The 24,919-nt window shown below is 62.9% G+C and carries 32 protein-coding genes; 17 read left to right on the forward strand and 15 right to left on the reverse strand.

Translation table 11 applies throughout. From position 1 onward, the window contains the following. Nucleotides 1-142 precede the first annotated feature (142 nt). From uxuA to NKH80_RS18965, 4 genes are all read left to right on the forward strand, one after another. Nucleotides 143-1,339, forward strand: coding sequence for a mannonate dehydratase (gene uxuA, locus NKH80_RS18950; RefSeq protein WP_352992922.1), 1,197 nt, complete (start codon nt 143-145; stop codon nt 1,337-1,339). Beyond that, nucleotides 1,336-2,250: a PfkB family carbohydrate kinase gene (locus NKH80_RS18955; RefSeq protein ID WP_352737264.1), complete on the forward strand. Its 915-nt coding sequence runs from the start codon at nt 1,336-1,338 to the stop codon at nt 2,248-2,250. The genes uxuA and NKH80_RS18955 overlap by 4 nt, the downstream gene beginning before the upstream one ends. A 96-nt stretch (nt 2,251-2,346) precedes the next feature. After that, entirely contained in the window at nt 2,347-3,129 is a 783-nt protein-coding gene (locus NKH80_RS18960; protein ID WP_352737263.1) for an SDR family NAD(P)-dependent oxidoreductase, read from the forward strand. 72 nt (nt 3,130-3,201) lie between these two features. Further along, a complete protein-coding gene (locus tag NKH80_RS18965) occupies nt 3,202-3,972 on the forward strand; it encodes a GntR family transcriptional regulator (protein WP_352737262.1) in 771 nt (256 codons plus the stop codon). A gap of 59 nt (nt 3,973-4,031) precedes the next feature. Here NKH80_RS18965 and NKH80_RS18970 read toward each other — a convergent pair whose 3' ends face one another. Together NKH80_RS18970 and NKH80_RS18975 are read right to left on the reverse strand one after the other, a co-directional pair. Further along, nucleotides 4,032-4,220: a hypothetical protein gene (locus tag NKH80_RS18970; protein WP_352737261.1), complete on the reverse strand. Its 189-nt coding sequence runs from the start codon at nt 4,218-4,220 to the stop codon at nt 4,032-4,034. Between the two features lie 149 nt (nt 4,221-4,369). Next, the gene (locus NKH80_RS18975; protein ID WP_352737260.1) at nt 4,370-4,582 is read right to left on the reverse strand and encodes a DUF2934 domain-containing protein; all 213 of its coding nucleotides are present in this window, start codon (nt 4,580-4,582) and stop codon (nt 4,370-4,372) included. Between the two features lie 147 nt (nt 4,583-4,729). Between NKH80_RS18975 and NKH80_RS18980 the strand changes: the two genes are divergently transcribed. The 9 genes from NKH80_RS18980 to NKH80_RS19020 all read left to right on the forward strand — a co-directional run bounded on the left by NKH80_RS18980 (nt 4,730) and on the right by NKH80_RS19020 (nt 11,228). Further along, entirely contained in the window at nt 4,730-5,200 is a 471-nt protein-coding gene (locus NKH80_RS18980; protein ID WP_352737259.1) for a hypothetical protein, read from the forward strand. Further along, nucleotides 5,197-6,417, forward strand: a complete 1,221-nt coding sequence (locus NKH80_RS18985; protein ID WP_254818837.1) for an NRAMP family divalent metal transporter — start codon at nt 5,197-5,199, stop codon at nt 6,415-6,417. Before NKH80_RS18980 ends, NKH80_RS18985 begins: the two co-directional genes overlap by 4 nt. Then, complete coding sequence (locus tag NKH80_RS18990) at nt 6,417-6,779, forward strand: hypothetical protein (protein ID WP_352992925.1); 363 nt, start codon at nt 6,417-6,419, stop codon at nt 6,777-6,779. Before NKH80_RS18985 ends, NKH80_RS18990 begins: the two co-directional genes overlap by 1 nt. Continuing rightward, nucleotides 6,776-7,117, forward strand: a complete 342-nt coding sequence (locus tag NKH80_RS18995; RefSeq protein WP_352992927.1) for a hypothetical protein — start codon at nt 6,776-6,778, stop codon at nt 7,115-7,117. Before NKH80_RS18990 ends, NKH80_RS18995 begins: the two co-directional genes overlap by 4 nt. A gap of 34 nt (nt 7,118-7,151) precedes the next feature. Continuing rightward, nucleotides 7,152-8,438: an SDR family oxidoreductase gene (locus tag NKH80_RS19000; protein WP_352992929.1), complete on the forward strand. Its 1,287-nt coding sequence runs from the start codon at nt 7,152-7,154 to the stop codon at nt 8,436-8,438. Then, complete coding sequence (locus NKH80_RS19005; RefSeq protein ID WP_352992931.1) at nt 8,438-8,911, forward strand: DUF2269 family protein; 474 nt, start codon at nt 8,438-8,440, stop codon at nt 8,909-8,911. The genes NKH80_RS19000 and NKH80_RS19005 overlap by 1 nt, the downstream gene beginning before the upstream one ends. Nucleotides 8,912-9,181: 270 nt before the next feature. Continuing rightward, nucleotides 9,182-9,910 carry a WXG100 family type VII secretion target gene (locus NKH80_RS19010; protein WP_352737253.1) on the forward strand — a complete coding sequence of 243 codons (729 nt, stop codon included), beginning with the start codon at nt 9,182-9,184 and terminating at the stop codon, nt 9,908-9,910. After that, a complete protein-coding gene (locus tag NKH80_RS19015; protein ID WP_254818831.1) occupies nt 9,907-10,302 on the forward strand; it encodes a phage holin family protein in 396 nt (131 codons plus the stop codon). Before NKH80_RS19010 ends, NKH80_RS19015 begins: the two co-directional genes overlap by 4 nt. Next, nucleotides 10,299-11,228, forward strand: a complete 930-nt coding sequence (locus NKH80_RS19020) for a hypothetical protein (RefSeq protein ID WP_352753316.1) — start codon at nt 10,299-10,301, stop codon at nt 11,226-11,228. Before NKH80_RS19015 ends, NKH80_RS19020 begins: the two co-directional genes overlap by 4 nt. A gap of 535 nt (nt 11,229-11,763) precedes the next feature. On the opposite strand, the gene NKH80_RS19025 is transcribed toward NKH80_RS19020, so the two are convergent. The 10 genes from NKH80_RS19025 to NKH80_RS19070 form a co-directional block, all read right to left on the reverse strand. Then, on the reverse strand, nt 11,764-12,333 hold the full coding sequence (locus NKH80_RS19025) for a c-type cytochrome (protein WP_352992933.1): 570 nt from the start codon (nt 12,331-12,333) through the stop codon (nt 11,764-11,766). Continuing rightward, nucleotides 12,314-13,198, reverse strand: coding sequence for a cytochrome c oxidase assembly protein (locus NKH80_RS19030; protein ID WP_352505444.1), 885 nt, complete (start codon nt 13,196-13,198; stop codon nt 12,314-12,316). The genes NKH80_RS19025 and NKH80_RS19030 overlap by 20 nt, the downstream gene beginning before the upstream one ends. Next, complete coding sequence (locus NKH80_RS19035) at nt 13,195-13,536, reverse strand: hypothetical protein (RefSeq protein ID WP_352992976.1); 342 nt, start codon at nt 13,534-13,536, stop codon at nt 13,195-13,197. Before NKH80_RS19035 ends, NKH80_RS19030 begins: the two co-directional genes overlap by 4 nt. A gap of 1 nt (nt 13,537) precedes the next feature. Beyond that, nucleotides 13,538-14,143 carry a cytochrome c oxidase subunit 3 gene (locus tag NKH80_RS19040; protein WP_254818826.1) on the reverse strand — a complete coding sequence of 202 codons (606 nt, stop codon included), beginning with the start codon at nt 14,141-14,143 and terminating at the stop codon, nt 13,538-13,540. Further along, a complete protein-coding gene (gene ctaD, locus NKH80_RS19045) occupies nt 14,140-16,116 on the reverse strand; it encodes a cytochrome c oxidase subunit I (RefSeq protein ID WP_352701944.1) in 1,977 nt (658 codons plus the stop codon). Before ctaD ends, NKH80_RS19040 begins: the two co-directional genes overlap by 4 nt. After that, on the reverse strand, nt 16,113-17,087 hold the full coding sequence (gene coxB, locus NKH80_RS19050; protein ID WP_352505441.1) for a cytochrome c oxidase subunit II: 975 nt from the start codon (nt 17,085-17,087) through the stop codon (nt 16,113-16,115). Before coxB ends, ctaD begins: the two co-directional genes overlap by 4 nt. Nucleotides 17,088-17,125: 38 nt before the next feature. Then, entirely contained in the window at nt 17,126-17,659 is a 534-nt protein-coding gene (locus tag NKH80_RS19055) for a c-type cytochrome (protein ID WP_254818823.1), read from the reverse strand. Next, entirely contained in the window at nt 17,656-18,489 is an 834-nt protein-coding gene (locus tag NKH80_RS19060; protein ID WP_352701941.1) for a substrate-binding domain-containing protein, read from the reverse strand. Before NKH80_RS19060 ends, NKH80_RS19055 begins: the two co-directional genes overlap by 4 nt. Before the next feature lie 16 nt (nt 18,490-18,505). Continuing rightward, a complete protein-coding gene (locus tag NKH80_RS19065) occupies nt 18,506-20,263 on the reverse strand; it encodes a methanol/ethanol family PQQ-dependent dehydrogenase (protein ID WP_352702085.1) in 1,758 nt (585 codons plus the stop codon). A 104-nt stretch (nt 20,264-20,367) separates the two neighbouring features. After that, nucleotides 20,368-21,147 carry a heme-binding protein gene (locus NKH80_RS19070; protein WP_352505438.1) on the reverse strand — a complete coding sequence of 260 codons (780 nt, stop codon included), beginning with the start codon at nt 21,145-21,147 and terminating at the stop codon, nt 20,368-20,370. A gap of 214 nt (nt 21,148-21,361) precedes the next feature. On the opposite strand from NKH80_RS19070, the gene NKH80_RS19075 reads away from it, so the two are divergent. From NKH80_RS19075 to NKH80_RS19090, 4 genes are all read left to right on the forward strand, one after another. After that, the gene (locus tag NKH80_RS19075; protein WP_352992937.1) at nt 21,362-22,192 is read left to right on the forward strand and encodes an SIR2 family NAD-dependent protein deacylase; all 831 of its coding nucleotides are present in this window, start codon (nt 21,362-21,364) and stop codon (nt 22,190-22,192) included. Between the two features lie 91 nt (nt 22,193-22,283). Continuing rightward, the gene (locus NKH80_RS19080; protein WP_352992939.1) at nt 22,284-22,469 is read left to right on the forward strand and encodes a hypothetical protein; all 186 of its coding nucleotides are present in this window, start codon (nt 22,284-22,286) and stop codon (nt 22,467-22,469) included. A 4-nt stretch (nt 22,470-22,473) separates the two neighbouring features. Next, on the forward strand, nt 22,474-23,109 hold the full coding sequence (locus tag NKH80_RS19085; RefSeq protein ID WP_352476452.1) for a LysE family translocator: 636 nt from the start codon (nt 22,474-22,476) through the stop codon (nt 23,107-23,109). Between the two features lie 82 nt (nt 23,110-23,191). Further along, the gene (locus tag NKH80_RS19090; protein WP_254818816.1) at nt 23,192-23,689 is read left to right on the forward strand and encodes a hypothetical protein; all 498 of its coding nucleotides are present in this window, start codon (nt 23,192-23,194) and stop codon (nt 23,687-23,689) included. Nucleotides 23,690-23,730: 41 nt separating this feature from the next. Here the strand turns inward: NKH80_RS19090 and NKH80_RS19095 are convergent, their stop codons facing one another. From NKH80_RS19095 to NKH80_RS19105, 3 genes are all read right to left on the reverse strand, one after another. Then, on the reverse strand, nt 23,731-24,030 hold the full coding sequence (locus NKH80_RS19095; protein ID WP_352992941.1) for a DUF982 domain-containing protein: 300 nt from the start codon (nt 24,028-24,030) through the stop codon (nt 23,731-23,733). 32 nt (nt 24,031-24,062) lie between these two features. Next, nucleotides 24,063-24,410 (reverse strand): DUF982 domain-containing protein, encoded by a 348-nt coding sequence (locus NKH80_RS19100; RefSeq protein WP_254818815.1) that lies wholly within the window; start codon nt 24,408-24,410, stop codon nt 24,063-24,065. A 118-nt stretch (nt 24,411-24,528) separates the two neighbouring features. Then, a complete protein-coding gene (locus tag NKH80_RS19105; protein ID WP_254818814.1) occupies nt 24,529-24,732 on the reverse strand; it encodes a hypothetical protein in 204 nt (67 codons plus the stop codon). Nucleotides 24,733-24,919 lie beyond the last annotated feature (187 nt).

Consider the following 24,919-nt stretch of genomic DNA (forward strand, 5'->3'; position numbering starts at 1 on the left):
TCTGAACGCCACGTATCGTTGTAATCTCTCATAGGGCGGCCGCCCGAACGCGGACACAGCACTGGGCTGCGGCAAGCAATTGACTGCCATGGTAGCATCCAATAGACAGCAGTCTCGTCGGGGAGCCGTAGCTGGAGGTCGAATGGAGCAGACGTGGCGATGGTTTGGCCCGAGCGACGCGGCAACGCTTGCCCATGCCAGGCAGGCCGGCGCGACCGGCATCGTGACGGCATTGCACGACATTCCTTACGGCGAAGTCTGGCCGATCCACGCCATCAGGCAGCGCCAGGCGCTTATCGAGGCGGATCAGGCGATGGGCCTCAAATGGAGCGTCGTCGAGAGCGTGCCCGTGCACGAGGACATCAAGCTCGGCCGCGGCGATCTCGACCGGCTCTACGACAATTTCAGGCAGACCTTACGCAATCTCGGCGCCTGCGGTGTGCGCACGGTCTGCTACAACTTCATGCTGATCCTCGACTGGACCCGGACCGACCTGGCTGCGCCGCTGCCGGGCGGCGGACGGGCGCTCCGCATGAACATGCACGAGCTTGCCGCGTTCGATTGTTACATGCTGCAGCGCAAGGGATCTGAGCGCGACTATGCGTCCGATGTTCTCCAGCGGGCAAGCGAATGGTTCGAGGCGACGCCGGATGCGTCAAAAGAGCGTCTGCTTGCCAACATCATGGCCGGCCTGCCGGGCGCCTTCAAGCGCTATGACATAGCGGAATTGCGCGAAGTGGTGGCCGAGCAGTCTAGCCTGTCGCACGACCGGCTGCGCGAGAATCTCGTCCGTTTTCTCGAACACGTGCTGCCGGCGGCCGAAGAGGCGGGCGTCACGTTGGCGATCCACCCGGACGATCCGCCGCGCGATCTCGTCGGCCTGTGCCGGATCGTCAAGAACGCCGACGACATCGCCTTTATCCTGGATGCGGTGCCATCGGCCCATAGCGGCCTTACCTTGTGCACGGGGTCGCTGGGCGCCAATCCGGCCAATGACGTGCCCGCCATCGCCAGGCGCTTTGCGCACAAGATCAACTTCGTGCACCTGCGCAACGTCAGCAAGGATCCGGACGGGTCGTTCATGGAGTCCGAGCATCTGAACGGGGATGTCGACATGGTTTCGGTGGTCTCGATCTTGCTCGACGAGCAGCAACGCCGCCGCGACGCCGGGCAACCGGCGCTGCTGCCGTTTCGCCCGGATCACGGCCACGAGCTGATCGATGACGCCACGCGGCACACCCATCCCGGCTACCCCGTGATCGGCCGTCTTCGCGGCCTTGCCGAACCGAGAGGCGTAATGACGGCGATTGCCCATCAGCGCGGTTATAGGCTGCAATGAGGGCGCCCCGCCTGCTCTGCGTCGGCGCGCTCACCTACGACACGATCTTGCGCCTCGATGTCCTGCCGTCCGGCGCCGGCAAGTTCCTGCCGAGCGAGGCCGTGCAGATCGCCGCCGGCATGGCGGCAAGTGCCGCCGCGTCGGCAAGCCGCCAGGGCGGGCAGGTCTGGCTATGGGCAAGCGTCGGCAACGATGCCGTCGGCCGCGATGTCATCGCCCAGATGGAGGCGGAGCGGGTCGACTGTTCGTTGGTGCGCAGGGTTGAAGATGGCCGCTCGGCCATTGCCACGATCCTGGTCGATGCCGCCGGCGAGCGCATGATTGTGCCCTTCTACGATTCCGTCACGCAAGCCGATCCGGACCGTCTTCCGCCCGTGGATTTTTCCCGCTTCGACGCCGTCCTGGTCGACGTTCGTTGGCCCGGAGCCGCCGCGATGGCGCTGGCGAAGGCCCGCGAATGCTGCATTCCGGCGATCCTCGACGCCGATATTGCGTCGCGACCGGTGCTCGACCGATTGCTGCCGCTCGCATCGCATGTCGTTGCTTCGCTGCCCGCGGCGCGTATCCTTTGCGGTCCAGAGATCTCCGCCGGTTCCGCCGTCGCTATTCTGGGCGAACGGACCGGCGCCTTCGTCGCGATCACCGATGGGGCGAACGGCACCGCGTTCCAGCACCCGAGCAGCAATGATGTCCGTCATCTGCCGTCGCCGCGAGTCGAAGCCGTCGACACGCTGGCGGCGGGCGACGTGTTTCACGGCACCTTCGCTCTCGGCCTGGCCGAAGGTTGGGACGAAGAGCGGGCGATAGCAGTGGCAAGTGCTGCCGCCGCGCTGAAGTGCCTGCGTTTTGGCGGACGGCTCGGCGCGCCGACGCGCGCGGAAACACTGGCCTTCATGCAAGGATCGACATGACGCCGAATACGCTCGGGCCGGCTCAGCGAAAAGGGTACGTCATGCGTCGCTGATCGACTACCATGGCAGCCGCTACAACTGTTCGTGGGAGGAGAAATGCCTGAGTTCAAAAAACGCGCACTGGTCACCGGGGCGGCCATGGGCATCGGCCGTGCTGTCGCCGAAAGGCTGGCCGAGCAAGGTGTCGACCTGATCCTCTTCGACCGTGTGGGCGATCAGCTGGACGAGGTCGCGGCGCAGCTTGCGGCGCGCGGCGTGACCGTGCACACCGTGCTCGGCTCGACCGCCGACACTGAAGCCTGCTGCCGCGCCGTCGAGCTTGCCCGGTCCGCGTTCGGCGGGCTCGACATGCTTTCCCACAATGCCGGCATCCAGCGTTACGGAACGGTGGAGACCACGGACGAGGCGCTTTGGGACGAGGTGATGAACGTCAACCTCAAGGCTGCCTATCTGCTCTCCCGCGCGGCGATGCCGCTGCTGCGGCAAAGCCGCGGCGCCATCGTCCATATGAGCTCGGTGCAAGGCTTGGCCAGCCAGGAAGGGGTTCTGGCCTACAGCACGGCCAAGCACGGCTTGATCGGGCTGGTCAAATCCATGGCCGTCGACTATGCGCCGCTCGGCGTGCGCGTCAATGCCGTGGCTCCGGGCGCGGTCGACACGCCGATGCTGCGGGATGCGGTCAAGCTCAACGATAAGCCAGACGAGATCCTGCGCATCCTTGACAACATGCATCCGCTCGGCCGCACCGCCCAGCCGCAAGAGATTGCGGCCGTCGTTGCCTTCCTGCTGTCCGACGATGCCTCCTTCGTCACCGGCGAGGTCGTGCGCGTCGATGGCGGCCTGCTGGCGCGCATCGGCGGTTCCCCGCGCAAGGAATAACGTCGGCGCTGCTGCTTGCGCAGCCATTTCATGAGCGGCTTGAAGCTGCCGAGCCTTTAAGGGAATTTGCCGATGGCAGGGCTTTTGGGAATGCGGACCATCACCGAGGGGCGGCTTGGCGAAACCGGCCCCAGCGCTTCAGTCGCGGCGAAGACGTTCGAGGTCCTGCTCGACCAGATCCTGACCTTCCGCCTGAAGCCGCACGAGCTGATTTCCGAAAAGGCGATGTCGGAAGCCCTCGGCGTGAGCCGCACGCCGGTCAGGGAGGCGCTCGCCCGGCTGGCCGGACTTGGCCTGATCGACATCTATCCGCAGCGCGGCAGCATGGTGGCGCCGCTGCGGATCGCCGATCTCGAGAAATCGCAGTTCCTGCGCGAGTCGCTTGAAGTCGGCCTGGTCAAGCGTGCGGTCGAGAGCCCGCGCCGCGCCGAACTGCTCGCCATGCTCAAAGGCGAACTGGCGGTCCAGGAGACGTTCGCCTCCATCTCGGACGACAGGCGCTTCTTCAAGTCGGACGAGCTGTTCCACCAGCACATCGCCAGCGATGCCGGCTTCCCCGGAATCTGGGCCGACATCAGCGCGGCGAAGCTGCACATGGACCGCTTCCGCTTCCTGTCTTTCCCGCGCCTCGACAGCATGTCGGTGGTTCTCGGCCAACATCGGCGGATCGTCGAGGCGCTCGAGCAGGCCGACGCCCTTGCGGCGGAAGAGGCGATGCGAACGCATCTTCGCCGCATCTTCGAGGTGCTCGCAATCGTCCGGGAACGCTATCCCCATTATTTCAAGGCACCGGGCTCGGCTGGAAAGAGGACAGAAGCGGCTGCCGCCGATCTGCCCGAATGACAACCATTCGCGCGACGGAGCGAGGAGGAATGACGACGTGGAAACGTGAAACCAGCCGCTCAGTCCGGGCCTGAGCCTTTCTTCGGCGCTTCCGAAGGCAACTTGGCCTTGCTGCCGGATTTGTCGGAAGTTGGCTTGGCTTCACGATTTTGCGCCTCGCCGCCTTGCTCCTTGCGGAGCTGCTTTTCTATCGTCGATCGCGATCCTTCCGCAGGGTCCTGTTCGGGATGGCTCTCCCTAGCCGTCATGTCAGCTCCTATCCATTCTGGTCTATTGCATGTGGCGAGGGCTGAGTTTCGCCACCAGTGCTGGTCCTGTCGCGCCCAAGCATCAGCCATGCGGCGAAGAGCACGACCAGTACGACCACGATCCAGGCGACGAGACGAGGCATGGGGCCTCACTTCCCCCGCCGCTTGCTGCCGCGCACCTCGGGATCGGAGCCGGTCCCAACCGTTGGATCGGGCACGACCGGACCGCGTTCGGCTTCGGAGCCCTCAGCTTCGATCTCCTGCACGGCCTGGTCCCAATGCTCGCGCTCGCGTCCTTGCGGACGGCCTTCGCGCTCCCATATCTCATGGGCCCGCTGCCTGATACGCTCTTCCTTGTCCATGACCTTTGCCTCCTGATATCCCTAATCCGGCGATCGAAGGTTTGTTCCGCGTTGCCAGGCAGTTCCGACGGTTCAGTTGACGTGACCACCGGGCGCCCTAGATGAAATTGCACGCCGAAGTCGCCTGGTGCCGGGGAGAACAATCGTGTGGCAGCAACGCTACAAGCACGTGTTGTAGATGCCATTGCAGCTATCGGTCTTCGACCAGACCGGCTGTGCCTGCTGCTGACAACGTTTGTGCTGACGGCATGCTCGCCTTCCGACCAGATCGAGCAGCAGTCGAAAACCGCGGCTTCGGCCGCACAGACCGCATCGCTGGTCCTGGGTGCCTGGGCCGCCGGGGCAGCCCCTTCGACATATACGTCGCGCACGTTGCAATCGGTCGGCAAGGCCCTCGTCGATGCCAGTGCGCAAATCCAGTCCGCCAAGTCGCCTGAGCCCAGCGAGCAAGCCGGTCTGACGGCGGTAGTCGGACAGCTGTCGGCGGCGGTGACACGCGCCGCGACGGCGGTGCAGGACGGCAACCGATCGGAGGCGGAACAGGTGCAGCAGGATCTCCGGGCTGCCACCGCCGCCCTGAATGCATCCTACGCCAAACATTTCGCGCCGAAACCATGAAGAAGCTGCTCGAAATATCGCTGGGCATCGTCACCAGCGTCGGTGGCTTTCTCGAGGTCGGATCGATGGCAACCGCCGCACAGGCGGGTGCAGCGTTCAGGTTCCAGCTGATCTGGGCCGTCCTCCTGGGCACGATCTGCATCATCTTCCTGGTCGAGATGGCCGGCCGCTTCGCCGCCGTCAGCCATCACACCATCGCCGACGGGATTCGGGAACGGTTTGGCTTCACCGCCTTTCTGTGGCCGTTGCTTGCGACTTTGCTGGTCAACTTCATGGTCATGGCAGCCGAGATCGGCGGTGTCGCCATTGCGCTTGAGCTCGCCACCGGCATCGGCTTTCAGTGGTGGGCCCTGCCGGTCGCTTTTCTGGCATGGCTGTTCCTCTGGAAAGGCACGTTCGGCTTCATTGAAAAGGGCGTCTCGATCCTCGGCCTGGTCACGTTGTGCTTCGTGGTTGGCGCCGTCATGCTGAAGCCCGATTGGGGGCAGGTCGCGGCCGGTGCCGTGCCCACTCTGCCCGAGCACGACGCGGCCAATTACTGGTTCATGGCGGTCAGTATTCTTGGTGCGTCGGTCTCGCCCTACCTGTTCATGTTCTATTCGTCGGGAGCCATCGAGGACCAGTGGGACAAGAGCTATCTCGGGACCAATCGGGCCATTGCCGGATTGGGAATGAGTTTTGGCGGCACAATCTCGATCGGCGTGCTGATCGTGGCGGCGCTCGTGCTGGCAGCGCACGGCATAGAGCAGGTCGACGACTACCATCAATTGCCGCTGATGCTGATCCAGATCTTCGGTTTCTGGGGGTTCGTCCTGTTCGTTGCTTCACTAGGCATAGCCTGCTTCGGCGCTGCGCTCGAAATCGGGCTGCAGCAAGCGTACTTGGTGGCGCAGGGTTTCGGCTGGACCTGGGGCGAGGACCTGAAACCGCGCGACGATCCCGGCTTCAGCACCGTCTACACGGTCTCGCTGTTTCTCGCCGCCATTCCGATCGCACTGGGTCTCGATCCGCTGAAGCTAACCATCTTTTCCATGGCGCTGACGGCCGCCAGCCTGCCGCTGACCGTGGTGCCGTTCCTTTTCCTGCTGAATGACGAGCGTTATGTCGGCGAGCACCGCAATGGCATGATCGCGAATGCCGCGGTCATCTTCATCATTGCGCTCGGTTTCGTGCTCGCGATCGTGACCATTCCTTTGCAGATATTCGCAGGCACGTGATGGATTTGCTGCGCGACATCCTGGACAAGCAAGTGGTTGACCGTGAGCAGGTCAAGATCGGCAAGGTGGACGGGCTGGTAGCCGAGCTCAGCCCGGGCAAGCCACCCAAAATCGTTGCTGTCGAACTTGGCTCGATCACGTTGGCGCGTCGGCTTGGCGAGCGATCCGGGCGCTGGACGGCGCGCCTCGCGGCAAGGCTCGGCGGCAAGCGCCATGCCGAACCGCACCGCATCGCCTGGAACAAGGTGCGCGACATCGGCGTCGACATAGAATTCGACATCGACGTGCGTGAAACGGCGATTTTCGACTGGCAGGATTGGCTGCGCGACCATGTCATAAGGCGTATCCCGGGAGCCGGATGATGGCCACCGTCAACCTTGAGCAATTGGCAGGCAGAAATGTGCTTTCGCAGCGCGGCAAAAGCATCGGCCATATCGAGGAGATACGCGCCGAACCGGATGGCGACGACCTCGTGGTTACCGAGTACCATGTCGGCATCTACGCGGCGTTCGAGCGTCTTTCCGCTTCGGCCATCGGCACGGCGGTCCTCGAAGTCTTTCGACTGCGCAGTCGCGACAGCATGTACCGCATTCCCTGGGACAAGCTCGACATCTCCGACCCGACGCGGCCGCGACTGTTGTGCACGATGGAAGAACTTTCCGCTATGAAGGGCAATATCGAGGGCGATAAACCGGAATGAACGACACTTTCCCGCCGTCGGAGAATGGGGTTCAGTGAAAGTCCTGGTTACCGGCGCCGCCGGCCTGATCGGTGCCTCCGTCGTGGCACGCCTTCTTTCCGACGGGCATGAGGTAATCGGATTGGTCCGCAGCCCCGGTGCAAACCGGGCCGGCAATTACCAATTGCTGGTGCTGGACATGGCGGTGGCGCTGCAGCCCGAAGACTGGCTACCGCATCTCAGGGGTGTCGACGCCGTCGTGAATTGTGTCGGCGTTCTGCAGGACAGCCCCCGTGAAAAGACGCGCGAAGTCCATCGCGATGCGGCGGTCGCACTCTTTCTCGCCTGTGTGCGGGCAGAGGTTGCCCGGGTGATCCACTTCTCGGCGATAGGCGTCGATCGGGCGCAGCCTTCGGCGTTCTCGGCGACGAAACTGGCCGGGGACCAGGCGCTTATGGCGCTTGATCTGGATTGGGTGGTCCTGCGCCCGTCCGTGGTGCTCGGCCGGCCGGTGTTTGGGGCCAGCGCATTGTTTCGGGGTCTCGCTTCGCTGCCAGTGCTGCCGTCCATGCCCGGCACCGGCCGGCTCCAGGTGGTACTACTCGACGATGTGGTCTCAACGGTCGTTTTCCTTCTCGATCCCGCCAGTCCGTCTCGCGTCGTGCTGGAACTTGTCGGTCCCGAACAACTGAGCATGGACGAGGTCGTCGGCAGTTATCGCCGATGGCTCGGTTGGGCTCCGGCAGCCAGGTTTGTCTTGCCGGCGGCTGTTGCAAGGCTTCTCTACGGCCTAGGCGACCTTGCCGCGATGTTCGGCTGGCGTCCACCGATGCGCACCAACGCGGCCAGGGAGATCGCCCGAGGAGCGGTTGGAGATCCCTCGGACTGGACCGCGGCGACCGGCATACGCCCGCAAACCCTGACGGGCTTCCTCGCGCTCAATCCGGCAACGGTGCAGGAGAAATGGTTCGCCCGGCTGTATTTCATCAAGCCGGCGATCTTCGTCGTCCTGCCCGTCTTCTGGATCATGACGGGAATCGTGTCGCTGACAACCGGCTACGGCAGCGGCGTCGATCTGATGCAAGGCACGGGGGCCGGCATCTTATCGGCACCGATCGTGATCGCCGGCGCTCTTGCCGACATCGCCATCGGCGTGCTCATAGCCTGGCGGCCGGCGGCGCGAAAAGGCCTCTATGGCGGCATCGCGCTCTCGCTCTTCTATCTGATCGTCGGAAGCTTCCTGAGCCCCGATCTGTGGAACGACCCGCTTGGGCCGTTCCTCAAGGTGCTGCCGATCCTGGTGCTGCACTTTGTGGCCTTGGCAGTGCTGGAGGAGCGTTGATGCTCTATTTCCTGCTGAAATTTCTGCATGTCATCGGCGCATCTGTGCTGCTTGGCACCGGCGCCGGCATCGCTTTCTTCATGCTGCTCGCCCACAGGACCGGCAATGCCGCGACGGTTGCGGCGGTGGCGCGTATCGTCGTCGTCGCCGACTTCCTTTTCACAGCGACGGCCGTGGTCGCGCAACCTTTGACCGGAGCCGCGCTCGCCTGGCAGGCAGGCTACTCGCTGTCGGAGGGCTGGATCGCACTTTCGATCGCGCTCTATATCTTCACCGGAATGTTCTGGCTCCCGGTCGTCTGGATGCAAATGGAGATGCGCAAGCTGGCATCGCAAGCCGCCGCTGCAGGCGCGCCGTTGCCGCCGCGCTACCATCGGCTCTTCTGGTTGTGGTTCGCCTTCGGCTTCCCCGCCTTCGCTGCCGTGCTCGGGATTTTCTGGCTGATGATCGCGCGGCCAGCGATCGGGTGGTAGGTCGCAGGCAGGTCCCACTGCGATAATGCCCAGTCAAAGCACTGCGGAAAATTCCGGCCCCTGCACCGCGAATATCTGCCGGAGCGGACGTGCGTCTCGACCTGTAAGTCGCACCCGAGTCCGGTCTCGTATCATTTCCAACCGCGCGCTCACGCCCATCGGCACAGGACAAGAGCTCGTCTTGAGGCTGGTTAGGCTTCGCTTACCAAAAAAGATGACGTCTGGGGGAACACGGGAAGCACAGGCAAGTTCGGTGCGCAGTGGAGGAGATTGCGCCATGAACAGTGTTATTTATCTCATCGGCCTTGTCGTCGTCGTGCTTGCGATCCTCTCCTTCCTCGGATTCCACTAGGAGACACCATGCAGGACAAAGACGATCAAGGCCGTCAGACGGCCGATTTCGAGACAGCCAGAAGCGAGCTTTCGGAAAGACTACAACGGGAAAAGCAGACCGCGACGGAAGCGCTCCACGATGCGCGTGACGAGATCACCAGGAAAGCCGGAGATTACGCATCGGAAGCAAAGCAAGCATTGTTCAACAAGGCGGAGGGAACGCAGCGCGACATGAGCGCCAGTCTCAAGGCCTTCAGCGGCGCTTTGCGCGCGGCAAGCGAGCATCTTGCCAACAATGATCAACGGACCGCTTCGAAATTCGCCCTTGACGCCGCAGGCGGGCTCGAGCGGCTTTCCTCGTCCCTGAAGGATAAACCGTTCGACGAGGTGCTTGGCGAAATTCAGTCGTTCGGCCGCGAAAACTCGGGGGCGCTGATCGCCGGCTCGGTATTGGCAGGCCTGGCTTTGGGGCGGTTCATCAAGAGCTCGCCACCCTCTGCCCAAACCGGAGCACCGGGCCAGTCGGGAACAGGCCGGGCGCCCGAGACGGGTCCTAGCTCGAATGAGTCGGGATGGCGATCGGCAGAGCCAGTTGAACCAGCCCCGTTAGGATCCGATCAGTCCGGCGATGACTGGGCCAATGCAAGCCTGGAGCGAAACCCATGACTGACAACCAGGACACTCGCAGCCTGACAACCCTTGTCAGCGATCTGGCACAGCAGGTCACAACACTGCTTCAAACCGAAAGCAGGCTGTTGCGGGCTGAAATGTCAGAAAAGTTAAGCAAGGCCGGCGCCGGCGCCGTGGAGGTAATGGGAGGCGTCATTTGCCTGCTTGCCGCCCTGATGGTGCTTTTGCAGGCGCTGGTGATTGCCTTGGCGAGCGCCGGCCTGGGAGCCGGATGGTCCTCGCTGCTCGTCGGCGTCGTGGTGGCAGTACTGGGCGTCATACTCCTGCGCTCCGGCAAGGCAAGCATGGCTCCCTCAGAGTTGACCCCCGACCGGACACAAGACCAACTTAAACGCGACGCACGCGTGATCAAGGACCAGATAAGATGACCGACAAATCCGCAGCCGAACTCGAACGCGATGCCGACATTGCCCGTGCCAAGATAACGGACACGGCAGACTCGATCCGGAGCAAGATGACACCAGGTCAGCTGATCGACGAATTCACCGGGATGTTCAGCGGCGAGGGATCCGCCATGCTCAGCAATCTTAAGACTCAGGTCAGGGACAATCCGTTGCCGCTTACATTGGTCGGCGCGGGCCTGGCCTGGCTGATGCTAGGCAAGGGCACGTCGGTAGACAGTTCAGCACTTGGTGCCTATTCGACCGGCAGGGAACCTGACGGCACCCGAAACTTCTCTGACCAGAGGGGCTTGGGCGGGGCCTGGCAGGACTCACGCGGCGATGAGTACGGTGCCGAGGGCGAAGGTTCCGCCGGCTCCATGCTCTCCGATGCCGCCCGTTCGGTTGCGTCCGTGGCAGGCGGTGCGACTGAGGCTGTGGCAGACGTTGCGAGCGGCGCCAAAGAAAGGTTAGGAAGCACGGTCGGGCAGTTCGGCTCGGCGGCCACCGATATATCGGGGCGGGTACGGCAGTCGGCGCAGGACCTGTTCCAGCGCGAACCTCTGGCAATGGCCGCGGTGGGCCTTGCCGTGGGCACCGCCATCGGCGTGATGCTGCCTCACACAGCCGCGGAAGACGCGCAACTCGGCCCATACCGCGACAAGCTTCGTGACAGTGCCGAGGAAGTCTTTGAGGAAGGCGTCGAGCAAGCCAAGCAGGTCGCCGCCGAAGCATATGAGACTGTAAAGGAAGAGGCTGACCGACAGGGTTCCAGTGGCGACGCCGAGACGTTGGTCGACCGCGTCGAGAAAGTCGTGAAAAAGACGGCAAGCAAAACCGAGGAAGCCATTCGCGATCGTTTGCCGGAGACCGACGAGGCTCCCAAATCGAACGAGTCTCCCGAAACGACGTGATTGCGCTGCGGTCGTTCGTGGCGACTCCGACCGCGATCGCCTCGCGGTGGAACATCGAAGTCGGCTAGGAGCCCGCAACCTTCGCTGACAAATGTGATCGCGGCGCTCAAGTCATTAGCCGAGGCGCTCCGGTCCGTTCCGATTCTTCGCTCTGAATCGGTTCGGTTCTTTGGCTCCATGAGGCGTGTCTCCCCACGGCGTGGCACGCAATTCTCAGCAGCACTGTCCAATTCTGAAAAAACAACCACCCGGTCAATTCGACTGGGACGGCGACGTCGAGATTGCACTCGGCCCACTCGCCAAAGAAGCTCATATCCGAGATGCCCGCGAAACAATCCGCACAGCAGATTACCGGGCATAGGGCGCTCGGCGATGTCCGACGTGATCGCGGGCAGCCTCGCCGATGCGGGCCGGTTCCGAAAGGTTCGTCGGCAACTAAGGCATCGAGCCGAAGGCGGTGACGATTGCCGGTCCCGGCCAACCGGCATCGGTAGACCGCCGGGAGGGTTTGATCTCTACTAGGCGAGCAACGATGTCATTTCATCGAATAGAGATAGGCGGCGATATCCCGCGCCTCCTGCTCGGAAATTCTGGTCGAAGGCATTGCCGTGTGCGGATTGATCTCCCTTGCGGCCCGTATCCAACGGACCATGTTTCGCGGGTTGTTGGACAATACGCCGCCGATATAGACCCGCGTGGCCAAGCTGGCGTCGAGGCGTGGACCGACCATTCCCTGCGCGCCGGGAACGCCGGTGATCGTGTGGCATCCAGCACAGCCATTGGCCATCATGATGGGTATAGCGCGGGCGCCAACACCGCCGGTTGCATTGTCGGCCTTCTGCTCCACTCGACGGCTTTGCTCGAAGTACAACGCGATCCCGGCCAGGACTGCAACGAGCACGACAATTGCTGCGGCGCCGAGTATGGGTCCGGACGGAGTGAAGCGCGATGTGGCGCGCACGCCGATGCTGCTGGTGGCATTGTCCGTTTTGTGCGCGACCCTGATGAGGCGCTCCGGCCACAACGTCAGCGCCGCCCAAGCTGCGGCCAGCACGGCAATTGCCGTCCCGGCACCAATGACCAGCTTAGACAGCTTGGAGCGCATGCGACGTCTCCCATCTTCTCTGTCCACTTGAGCGGATCCACAGGCCGGCCAGCAGCAAAGCCGCGCCGCCATAGATCAGGCCGGCCGGAACCCACATCACCAACCCGGCGAGCTGCTGGTCCTCGAGCGGACTAAGGTTCCACAATTTCGCACCGGCTGCGTTTACCGGATACCACAGCCTTGGCGAGACCAGCAGCAGCACCCCGAGCAGGCCGGTATGCAGCGAGGTGAAGAAGAGGTGCATGACCGCGCTGCCATAGGCTTGTTCGCGGCCTGAACGCGGCAGCAGCACCCACCAGAACAGCAGCCCCGTACCGAAGAAGCAGGCATGTTGCGCATAATGCAGGACACCCCGTGCAAGCGCCGCCTCGAACAGCGCCGGAACGTGCCACGCCCATATCGCGACGCCGTGCAGGAAGGTCGCGGCAACGGGGCGGCTGATGGCGGCCCAAACGGTTCGAAGCACCTTCGCCTGCCCGGCTGCGCCAAATGCCAGCCGCAGCTTGATCGGCAATGCCCACATCATCGCCGCCGCCGGGCGGGAGGCGACCAGCAGGGGTGCCGCCACCGCCATCAACAGCTCGTGCTCGATCATGTGGGCGGTGAAAACGCGCTCGCCCAATGCGTGGAGCGGACTGACCAGTGCTGCCGCCAAAATGGCCCAGCCGGTCGCAAACAGCAGGGCTTGCCGCATCCGCAACGGGCGGCTGCGGGCGCTCCGCCGCCACAGCCGAAAGGCGCCTGCCGCGTAAAGCAGTGCGACCATGGTTAGCGGCAGCGTGATCGGCAACGCCAGCGTCCAGCCGGCCTGCGGGGCACCGGCACCGTAGCAGATCGAGGTCGAGAAAAGCGCGTCGAAGCTCATCGCAGACAGCCGTCGAGAATGAGCGACGCGGCGCCTTGCATCACGATTACCAGCGCAAACAGCACCGCGCTGAGAATGCCGATATTGGCGACGAAATCTTCAGTGCCGCGCGCACGGTCCGGTTTAAAGGCGGCGCCACCTTGCTGTCGCGCCCGCCACGACAGCGCCCCGCCGAGCAAGGCCAGCACTGTCAGCATCAGCGCAACGACCGGTATGACAGGAATGCCGTGGGCGCACTGCCACTCCACGACCGCGTAATTCAGCTGCGTCGACACCGCCCAGGCCAAAGGCCCGGACAACAGCCCGCCCCATGATGTGCCCAAGCGAAGCGCACGCATCTCAGTCAAGCCTCGGCATCCAATAGATCAACAGATAGATCGGGATCCAGGTCGCGACCACGAAATCCCAGTAGAAGACGTTGTCGCCAACATCCCCGAAACGCCGGCCGCTATAGCCATGGCGCGTGAACATCAGGACCGTCAGCACCAGCGTGTCGCCGACGTCGGTGATCAGGTGTGTGGTGTGGAGGCCGAGCAGGACCCACAGCATTGAGCCGTACGCATTGGTATCCCAATAGATGTTGAGGGCCGGAAATTCGAACCACCGCACGACAAGCGGTGCGATACCGAGCAGCGTCATGACGATCAGGCCGATGCGCACGGGCACCATGGCACAGGCTTCGGCGTAGCGGTTCAGTATGTGATTGGGCACCACGCTGGCGAGCAGCAACAGCGTGACGATGGTGCCCGGCCAATGGTTGGGCGGCGGCACGCCCAATGGCCATTCGGGCGACAGATAGGCGAGGTAAAGATAGGCGCCTGCGGCGAGCGCGAAGCCGGTGCCCTCCAGCGCCATGAAGGCGAGAGTGCCCCACCAGGTCGGGCTGCGCGGTCCGATCCCGAAGGTCGGGAGTTTGGAAAGATCGGCGGCAGGACGCTGTTTCATTCCTCATCCTCCGGATCGCCTTTCGGCCAGAACCAACCGATCAAAGTGATGGCGATCGGCCCGGCTCCCCAGACCACCGCCCACGGGCTGAAGATCGAATAGAGAAAGGTGGCGCCGACGGCGAGCGCGGCGAACAATGGCCAGATCGACGGCGTCGCCGACTTCTCGCGCACATCTGGATGCGCTTCTGCCACTGTCGAAATGACAAGTTCGCGCGCGTCGACGCGAAGCCCGGTCGCGACAGGCAGCGTGTCACGTTCGGCCCAGAGCGGCTCGGAGTGGGTAACCACCGGAATCCGAGCGAAATTATAGCTCGGCGGCGGAGAGCTTGTCGCCCATTCAAGCGTGCCCGCATTCCAGGGATTGTCCCCGGCCGGGGCGCCCCTCGAGGCGCTGTACACCAGGTTTATGGTGAACAGAACGAAGCTTAGGAACAGGACAACCGCGCCGGCTGTGATGAACAGGTTGATGTTGCCCCAGCCGAGCTCCACCGGATAGGTGTAGACCCGGCGCGGCATGCCCCACAGGCCGACAATGTGCATCGGAAAGAACGCCGCATTGAAGCCTATGAAGGCAAGCCAGAAGTGCCAGCGTCCAAGACGCTCGCTCATCATCCGGCCGGTGATCTTGGGGAACCAGAAATAGGTCGCGCCGAGCAGCGGGAACACCGACCCGCCGATCAGCACGTAGTGGAAATGCGCGGTAACGAAATAGGTGTCGTGTACTTGCAGGTCCAATGGCACCGACGCCAGCATCACGCCGGTCAGGCCGCCCGCGACGAACGTGAAGAAGAAGCCGAACACGAACAGCAGCGGCGTCCTGATTATCGGGCGTTCGTCCCACAATGTCGCCAGCCAGCAGAAGATCTGCAGCCCGTTCGGGATGGCGATCAGCATGCTTGAGGCGGTGAAGAAGCTCGCGCCGAGCTTGGGCAGGCCGGTTGCGAACATGTGGTGAACCCACAGGCCGAACGACAGGAAGCCGACCGAAATCAGCGACAGAACCATGCCCAGATAGCCGAATACCGGACGCCGGGCGAAAGCGGCGATGATCGAGGACACCATGCCGGTGGCCGGCAGGAAAATGATGTAGACTTCGGGGTGGCCGAAGAACCAGAACAGGTGCTGGAACAGCAGTACGTCGCCACCCTCGGCGGGATTGAAGATATGGGTGCCGACCAGTCGGTCGAGGATCAGGAAGGTCGACGTGATCATGACTGCCGGCATGGCGAACACGATGACGAAGGAGGTGACCAGCATCGCCCAGACATAGAGCGGAATCTTGTCCAGCGACATGCCCGGCGCGCGTTGCTTCAGCACGGTGACGATGGTGGCAACCGCAACCGCCAATGACGATACTTCGGTATAGGTGATCATCTGCGCCCACACATCGGAACGTTTGCCTGGCCCGAATTCAGGACCGGACAGCGGCACGTAGGAAAACCAGCCGACGTCGGGCGCCATGTCGAGTGCAAACGACACCCAGGCGAAGAGGCCACCGGAGAGATAAATCCAGAAGCTGAATGCATTGAGGCGCGGAAAGGCGATGTTGCGGGTGCCGACCATCAGCGGCACGAGATAGATGCCGGTCGCCTGAACGATTGGCACTGCAAACAGGAACATCATGGTCACGCCATGCATGGTGAATAGCTGGTTGTAGCGGTCCGGCCCGATCAGCCCGCGCTCCGGCCCCGACAGTTGGATGCGCATGGCAACGGCGCTGAGGCCACCGAGGCACAGGAAGACGAAAGCGGTGATCAGGTACCGCCGCGCGACAATTTTGTGGTCGACGCTCGAGAGCGCACCGATGATGCCCGGCACGGTCTGCCATGTCCGCGCCAGCCTGCGCTCGAGGCTGGCGTCGTCGAGGCCGGTATCGCGAGGGCCGTCGCGCTCGGGAACCAGGTCACCCTTTTGTGCTGCGGCGCGTTGCTGGGCGAGGTCTCGCCCATGGGCTAGGTCGGCGCTACTCATTTCAAGCCCTCGAGATAGGCTACTATCGCATTCAGCTCGTCCCCGTTCAGTCCCACCACGGGCATGCGGGCACCTGGCTTGATCCCTTGCGGATCGGCTATCCAGGCTGCGAGATTGCCGCGGCTCATCGCCAGCGTTCCGGCAGCGAGCGTCCGCCGGCTTGCGATATGTGTAAGGTCGGGAGCGACCGTGCCGCCGGCGATGGTGCCGCCGATCTTGTGGCACATCACGCATGGCCGTTTGAGGAACAGGTCGTGGCCGGTTTTGGCCTCGGTCGACACGGGGGCAGCTGCCGGCCGCAGCTGATCGTTCAGCCATGCGTCGAAGACGGGCCGAGGTTCGGCGATGATGAAGGTGCTCATATTGGCGTGCTGCGCGCCGCAGAACTCGGCGCACTGGCCGCGATAGACGCCGGGCTTGTCAGCCTTCAGATCGAGAACGTTCTCGTGGCCTGGAATGAGGTCCAGCTTGCCCGAGAGGTTCGGCACCCAGAAGGAATGGATGACGTCGGTCGAGGTCACTACAAGCCGCACCGGCTCGCCCGCCGGGATGTGGATTTCATTGGCGGTCGTCAGGATGCGGTTCGGCTGATCGTTTTCGTAGCGCACCTCCCACCACCATTGATGCCCGGTCACCCGGATCGTCAGCGCCGCATCCGAGCCGATGGCGGCAAGCGTCCGGTTAGCGAAGTAGCTCAGCAGCGTCAGGCCGACCAGGATCAGGGCGGTAGCGGCGAGTGCGGCGACGACAATTCGCATCTTGCCGCGCTCGGCGGCAGCGTCGAGGACAAGCGGATCGCCGACCGGCGCGGGGCGTCGGGCCAATGGCAGGATCAGCACGGCCATCACCAAAAGCCAGACCACCGTGCACAGCGCTGTGAAGAACCAGATCAGCCATGCAAGCTCGCCCGCGGCCGGGCCTTTTGGGTCAAGCGCGGATTGCCAGCCGCTGCATCCTGCAAGGAGCAGCATGCAGGCTGCGCCGCAGCACACGCTGCAAACAAGGCGGTTCACGGCGACTTCCCCAGAGTCGCGGCATCCGGCAGGCGATTTTCGGACGGATGGGGCATCATGTCGTCGTCGCGGCTCGGCGCAGCCGATTTTGGCGCGTTGCCGCTCAACGCGCGGACGAAGGCGGCAAGCTCCCAGATCTGGTCGTCCGGGATCTTGTCCCGAAAGCTCGGCATGCCGTTTGGCCGACCGTCCCTGATCGTGGCGTGGATGCTTTCGATCGAGCTGCCATAGAGCCACTTCTGATCCATGAGCGCCGGGCCCATGCCGCCACCGCCATTGGCATGGCAGCCGGAACAGTTGAACCAGTTGAACAGACGCTTGCCCTCGCTGAGGTGGAACGCGTTGGCCTCGAACACTCCGGCCTTGTTGTTGGACGAGGCTGGCCGCTGGCCGCCCGGCTCGAGGGCCGTGACGGCTGCCGGTTGGTCGCCCGAGCCGAGCGCCGACTGTGGACGCGTGTCGCGTTCCTCACGCTGGCAAGCGGCAAGAACGAGCATCGCCGACAGCACGCATGGAAGGCCGCGGTTCATCGCGCTGCCGCCCCGGCGACGTCGAGGCGAGGCACGTCATATGCCGCCAGGATTGCATCGATCTCGGCGCGGTGTTTGGCGAGCGCTGCGTCTACCTCGCTGCGCAGCGCATCGTCGTCGTGGCGCACGCCCATCGAAATGTCGTAGATCATCGGCAGCAGCGGACCGTCGATTCGCGGTGTAACCGGCGTAATCCGCAACGGTACTTTTTGCCTGGCACCGAAGTAGCCGGCCAACGGCCCCCAGACGACGGCCATATCGATGTCGCCATTCGCGACCGCCTCAATGATGCGCGCTGGCGGGTTTGGCGCCGAATAGTCGCCATAGACGGGGAAACCGACGAGATGGCCGACGATGCCGCGACTGCCGAGCGCCTGGACGGGTGGCGAGTTGGCGCCGTCGTCGCCGATCAGCTGGACGCCGATGTGCAGATCGCGCAGGCGAGGATCGTTGAAGGACGCGATTTCCGGCGCATCCCTGCGTGTCACGAAGACGTAGGAAGACCGGTAGTAGGGCGCGGTGGTGCGCAGCATCTCGAGATTGGTGGGCGTGCCGGGCACCAGATCGCACAGGCCGGCTTTCAGCGTGTTGCGGACGAAGCCGCGCCGCTGTGCCCACCACGTGTAGGAAATAGTCGCGCCAAGCTCCCGGGCGACGAGTTCGGCAATCTTGTTTTCAAAGCCCTGCCTGGCGGCATTGGAGAACGGCATGTTGTTGGGATCTGCGCAGATCCTCAACTCGCGCGCATCGGCAACGGCGGCGACAAACGAGAGCGCCAGTGCGCCAACCGCGGCGGCAAGCCGCCGCGAACGCGTTTTCCGTGAGCACATAACGCGGCCGATCGTCTCAAGGCAGCCGGAACACATACAGCGTACCTCCCGGCGTGGTTACATCCTTCAGATCCTTCATGACGTTGACGAAGCCGAGCGCGGCGGTGGCGTCGCGCGGGTCGAGATCGCCGGATACGATCGCACCGGCCCAGCCGCCGACGCCCGAAAGAACCGCAACATATTGGTGCCCGTCCGGGCCGCGATAGGTGATCGGCTGGCCGATGATGCCGGACGACGTCTTGAACTGCCAAAGCAGTTCGCCGGTCCTAGCGCTGACCGCCTTGAACCAGCCTTCCATTGTGCCATAGAACACGACGTTGCCGGCAGTGGCGACGGCGCCGCTCCACACCGGAAAGTTCTCCTTCAGGCTCCACGCCGGCTTGGCGGCGGCGACATCCCAGGCAGTAAATGCACCGCGATTGCCGCCCGGCCCGGGAATCATGCGCACGTTCATGCCGACATAGGGCGTGCCGGCGATGTAATTCACCTCGACGCCTTCTTCGTCCATGCACATGTTATTATGCGGGATGTAGAGCAGGCCGGTCTTGGGCGAGAACGCCGAAGGTTGCCAGTCCTTGAGGCCCGATGCGGTGGGACAGATGTCGCGGACGACCTTGCCGGTGCCGGTCTTCTTGTCCGGATTTACAATCAGCCGGCCGGTCTTCAGGTCGACGCCCTTGCTGGAATTGACAGGCCCGAACGGCACTGCCGACAGTACTTCGCCCGTAGTGCGGTCCAACAGATAGACGTAGCCGTTGCGTTCCGGTCGGACCAGCACCTTGCGGGGCTTGCCCTGCCAGGTCATGTCGAGCAGCACCTGTTCGTTGATGCCGTCGTAGTCGTGCAAATCGTGCGGGGTCCATTGATAAAACCATTTGGCTGCGCCGGTGTCGGGATCGCGGGCAAAGATGCCGGCGGTCCATTTGTTGTCGCCGGGCCGCAGATCCGGATTCCACGGACCGGGATTTCCGGTGCCGTGGAAGATCAGGTTGAGGTCCGGGTCATAGGAGATCCAGCCCCACACATTGCCGCCGCCGATCTTCCAGGCGTCGGGCGGCCACGATGTCACCCCGAGATCCTTGCCCTTGTCCATGTCGTAATGCGGCTTGAAATCGGGGCCGATCAGCACCTCGGCGTCCGGGCCGGTATTGTAGGCCGTCCAGACGACGTGCCCGTCGCCGGCGTCGAGCGCCTTGATCCAGCCGCGTACGCCCATTTCGCCGCCGGAATTGCCGACCAGTACCTTCCCCTTCACCACCAGCGGCGCCATCGTGATGGTCTCGCCGATATTGATGTTGCCGATATGGGTGTTCCAGACCGGTTTGCCGGTTGCCGCATCGACGGCGATGGCATGACCATCGAGCGTGTTGAAATAGATGCGCCCGTCGAAGAAGGCCGCACCGCGGTTGACCACGTCGCAACAGGCAACTCCCTGCGCGGCGGGCTCGGGGTTGGGCTCGAATTTCCACTTCATCGGCGCGCCGGGCTTGGTAAGGTCAAGCGCATAGAGGATGTTGGGAAACGGCGTCACGATGTACATCGCGTTGCCGACGACCAGGGGCGCAGCCTCCTGACCTTTGTTGACGCCGGTCGAGAAGGTGAAGGCCACCTGCAGGTTTTTGACGTTGTCTTCGGTGATCTCCGCAAGTTCGCTGTAGCGGGTCGAGGCGTAGTTCTTTGCCGGCATCGCCCACTGGCCGTCGTCGGGCGGAGCAGCTGCGGCCGGCGGATTTATCGCAGGGCTTGATATTGACTGCGCAACCGCCGCCGTCATCAGTGCAAACCCCGCCAGCAGCGTCCATCCCAACCTCGCAGCCATTGGCCTGTTTCCCCCTCTGGCTGACACACGAGTTTTCGCCGCCACCTGTCGCCCTTTCCTCATTTGCGCATCGAGCCGCCGACCCCGGCGCCAAGCTCCGCCGCCACGTCCGCCTCGTTTCCGGCACACAATGGATGGCCCCAGCCGGAGGCGCTCTTGCCGCCGGGATCGAGGTCGTAAATGATAGCGTCCTTGCGGTTTGGGTTGACGCCTGCCGGTACCTTGTCCAGCCCGAGCGCGGCGCGCACACGCCAGGCGACATTGTGGTCGGCACAGGAGGAATCGCCGCTTATCCCCAGGGCCCCGACGATCCCCTTGCCGTCGTAGAGAGCCAGGCCGCCGCCAAACACGACGACACCGCCGATAGGCTTTCCCAGCAATGGATCGCTGGAGCTTCCAAACGTCGAAGGATCGCCGGCATAGGCCACCGCTGGATTGACCGGATTGGTGGCCTGCAGACCGAATAGAGGACCGCCGGGCTGCACCGGCGCATAGAGGTTCGCGGTGGACAACGCCATGTGGGCGAGGCTGAGCCCGTTGGCGGTATTGGCTTTTTCAGCGGCGATCAGCCGGCTGCCAGGCCACTGGGCGTCGGCGGTCGGCCCACTGAAGGCGACGGCGCAGACAGTTCCGTCGCGAGCCACGACTGCCGCCCATTCATTAGTGTCGAAGCCGCCATTGCCGGGACCGCCGCTGGACTTGACGTTGGCCTTGAGGGCGGCCAGCAACTTGTCATGGTCGGCCGGGCAAGGTGCTTGAGCCCAAGCCTTTTGCTGGACGGCGCCGATCGTAAGCAGGAACAGACATAATGCTACCGAGACAATCCGATGGCGATCCATTAGCTGCGCTGTCTTTGTTGAACACTCTCCAACGCGTAGGAGGCGCAGAAGTGCCAAAGGGAACGAAATAAATATCGGCTTCGGTCGGACAAACTCGGGGACCGGAACTCGGGACAGCCGATCTGGGTGTTGGCACTCAACCGGAAATCGGAGTTATTCTTGCGATGGTCCATGCGCCGTCGGAACAGAGCAGCACTTCTGGCAGTTGTGTCGAATGCTGTCCGCAGTCGAGCAACTGGCTCAATCGGTGAAAGAGCGACGAGCGATCCTGTTCGTTGGAGCCGGGGTGTCGATGAGCGTCGGCTTGCCGTCTTGGCAAAAGCTCATCGAGCACATGCAAAACGAGCTCGGCCTTCACGAGGACATGATAGGCGCACCAGAGGCCAGCTATCAGGCCATTGCAGAATATTACCGGCTGAAGCAGGGGAGCCTCAGCCATTTGCGCAGTTGGATGGATCGCGAATGGAGCGTCTCGCGGGAAGAAGTGCGGCGATCGGCAATCCACAAGCTGATCGTATCGCTCGATTTTCCGATCATCTACACCACCAATTATGATCGCAACCTCGAGGTGGCCTTCGAGATCCATAGCCGCCCCTTTGTCAAAGTCGCCAATGCGAAGGACTTGCCAAAGGCCACCGGCGAGGTGACGCAGATCATCAAATTCCACGGCGATTTCGACGACGATAAATCGTTGGTCCTGGCGGAGACCGACTATTTTGAACGGCTGTCGTTCGATTCGCCGCTCGATGTGAAATTTCGAGCCGACGCGCTAGGGCGCACCATCCTGTTCATCGGCTACAGCATGTCCGACATGAACATCCGTCTGCTGCTGCATCGGCTTTGGCAGACCTGGCGCAGGTCCGGTTACGAGAAGAACCGTCCGAAATCCTTCATCTTCATGTCGCAGCCGAGCATCGTCCAGGAGGCTGTTCTCGGCCGCTGGGGCATCGATATGCTGACCGAAGAGGCCGACGATCCTGAAGACGCGCTGCTCGCATTCCTGAACGAACTCAAGGACAGGGTCGGCCGGCCGGACGGCGCGTGAGAAAAACTGCGGAAACGAATTGGTCAGGCAGTGGGAACCGGCTGATCCGATGTGAGTTCGGGAGGACTAACGTATCCGGGACCGAGCCTGAATGGGCGCACGCAAACACAAGCGAAGAACGTATGCCAAACACGACCTGTCGGCCGAGTTGGCCTATGAGATCGATTTTTTTGCCCGCAGGTGCGGCCTGACGAGGGACGAAGCACTCAAGACGATGCGAGATGCCGGCCAGTTGAAGGACAGCGCGAAGGCATCTTACGAAACCGGGGCGAAGTAGCGGCGTGGATCCCGCTTCGTGGACGGCTTTTGTCGGAACGGTCATCCTGATGCAGATGCCGCCGGGGCCCGACAGTCTGCTGGTGATTGCGCGCGGCATCGGGCAGGGCCGTGATATTGCCCTGTTCACCGTCCTGGGAATGACCCTCGGCGCCGGTATGGTCCAGCTGCCGCTCCTTGCCCTCGGCATATCGTCGCTGCTCCAGGCATCGCCGCTTGCCTTTGCCATGCTTCGCTGGGCGGGTGCAGCCTATCTCGTTTGGCTTGGATCGCGTCTGGTGCTGTTGCCGTCAGCCAGCGTCGCCGTCGAGGAGGCGCGCAATGTCGGACCGCTTGTGGCCGCACGCGAAGGAATGATCGCCAATCTGATAAATCCTTGGCCGATAACCTTTATGGTGGCATTCCTTCCGCAGTTCGTCGATCCTGCTCGCGGATCGGTCACGCTGCAATTGCTGCTGCTCGGTGGCACCCAGAAAATGACCGGTGTGCTGGTGCTGGGCACATATGCACTCGCATCCGGCACGCTCGGGGCCTGGATTATGAAACGACCGAAGGTAAGGCTCTGGCAGCAGCGGGTGGCAGGCTGCGTCGTCGTCGGTCTCGGTATCCGCATGGCAGTCGGTGGTGGCGCGCACCGCTGAGGATCGAGCGATGCAGCGGCCGCCGATGGAACATCCGCCGACAATTTTCGTTGACATGCTCCACAAGGCGAAGAGGTCGAGCATGTCGAAGTTCCAAGCCGCTACCCCGGAGCGTTTGCAGCAGCTCAGGCTTGAGGCAACGGCGCACTTTGCGCCACTCATACTGCGCCAGGCGCTGGTGCGTCTCTGCCGGGCCTGCGGAAGCGATAGCCTCGAACGTTTCGAGAAGACCATGGTCGACCAAATCGAGGCATTGCGTGACGAAAAGGCCGATTTCGACACGATGAAGGAATTTGCCATCGAACAGCTCTATGGCTGGATTCGAGAAGTCAGGTCTTCGCCGGACATGACACAGCCGCTGGAGAGCGTAGATACCCGAAGGACCCCCGGCCGCTCTGAAGAGCCGCAAACGCTGGAAGACCAATTGCAGGCAGGCCTGGAAGATTCCTTCCCGGCAAGCGACCCACCGGCGGTCGTCTCCACCGCGATCCCGGGCGGATCGAAGAAGCTCGTCGGAACCGACGAAATCCTCAGGCAGCAGCGCGAGAAAAAGGCCGAGGACGCCAATCATTCGCGATAAACCAAGCTTTGGGCGGAACTTCAGGGAGGCAGCCTGCCGCTTCACCCGCAGTCCGATATGAAGGCTGTCGTGGCATGCCCATCATGCGGCTCGCCTTCGACAAGAATGTTTGCCTCCCACGCGGCGTCGACAAACGCTTGCCGCGCTTTGCCGGCCGTAATTTCACCGGTTCGGGCGCGATTCAATACATCAGCGGCCGCCAGCGCCAGTGGGGCATTGCGCGTCGGCCATTTCTCGCTTTTCAGGCAATGTACTGCTTCGAAAACGGAACTGACCAATCGTGATCGCCCGGGCTTGCCGAAATAGATGCAAACAGGTGTATCGAACTCTATTCTCTGCACCGTATTCCTCCCGGTTCAAGCAAGGTGTCGCTTCAAGCAAGCTGCGTGTCTTCAGGGTCTACACGACTGTCCGACGGGCGTTTCAGCCAAACGTCGTAGGCCTTCGCAGCTGTTTTGGCGCGTGCTGGTGTTTCGGCTGCGATATCGTAGGCCAGAATGCCCGCCTTGCGGGCGAATTTATCGAACGCCGCACGCACCGTCTCGACGTCGACCTCGTCAGCCAGCCCGGCGCGACAGGCGTCGAACGCCGCCTTGTGCGCCGGACCGCGGCTCGGCCATTCATTTAAGACGTCATAGGCCTGCCAGATATTTTCGACATAGCGAGGGAAACCAAGGCCGACGAGAATTGGAACCGGGCGGCCAAACAATTTTTTTGTCATCTGTGTCTCCGCGAAAGAGCCTGTCGCATCAACGCCCGGGGCGGACCCGAGGCTCATGCTCTTTAACGCGGGATTGCTGCACGGGTTGCAGCAGGTTTGTTCGATCGTGCGCGGCCGGTCACTTGTTGGTCCGCATCTTTTGCCGAGGATTGATACCGCCTTGCGGCGTGGTGTCGTTCTCGACATCGCCTTCGAACGTATTGGTGCCCTGATCGAGCCGGTCGCCCTCCTTGATCGTGCCCCTGGAACTGCCGATGCCGGGATCGTTGGCAAGATCGCTATCGGCCGGCGTTTTGCCTTTGGCGTGCTTGTTTCCTGTCATGGACTCCTCCTGTTTCTTGAGGTGGCAGGCCGCCCTTGAGGTCGCGGCCAAGGCTCGCTGCGAATCGCATTTCGACGCGCCAAATGGCGGCGCCCGAATTGTCGGACGACCTTGATTTTGAACTCCGCGATCCCGATGGTTGTTCCGTCAAAAATATCGCCGTCGGCCGGGATTGCTCAGCCAAGCC

It is taken from the genome of Mesorhizobium sp. M0904 (genome assembly GCF_040319475.1).
Lineage (GTDB): Bacteria > Pseudomonadota > Alphaproteobacteria > Rhizobiales > Rhizobiaceae > Mesorhizobium.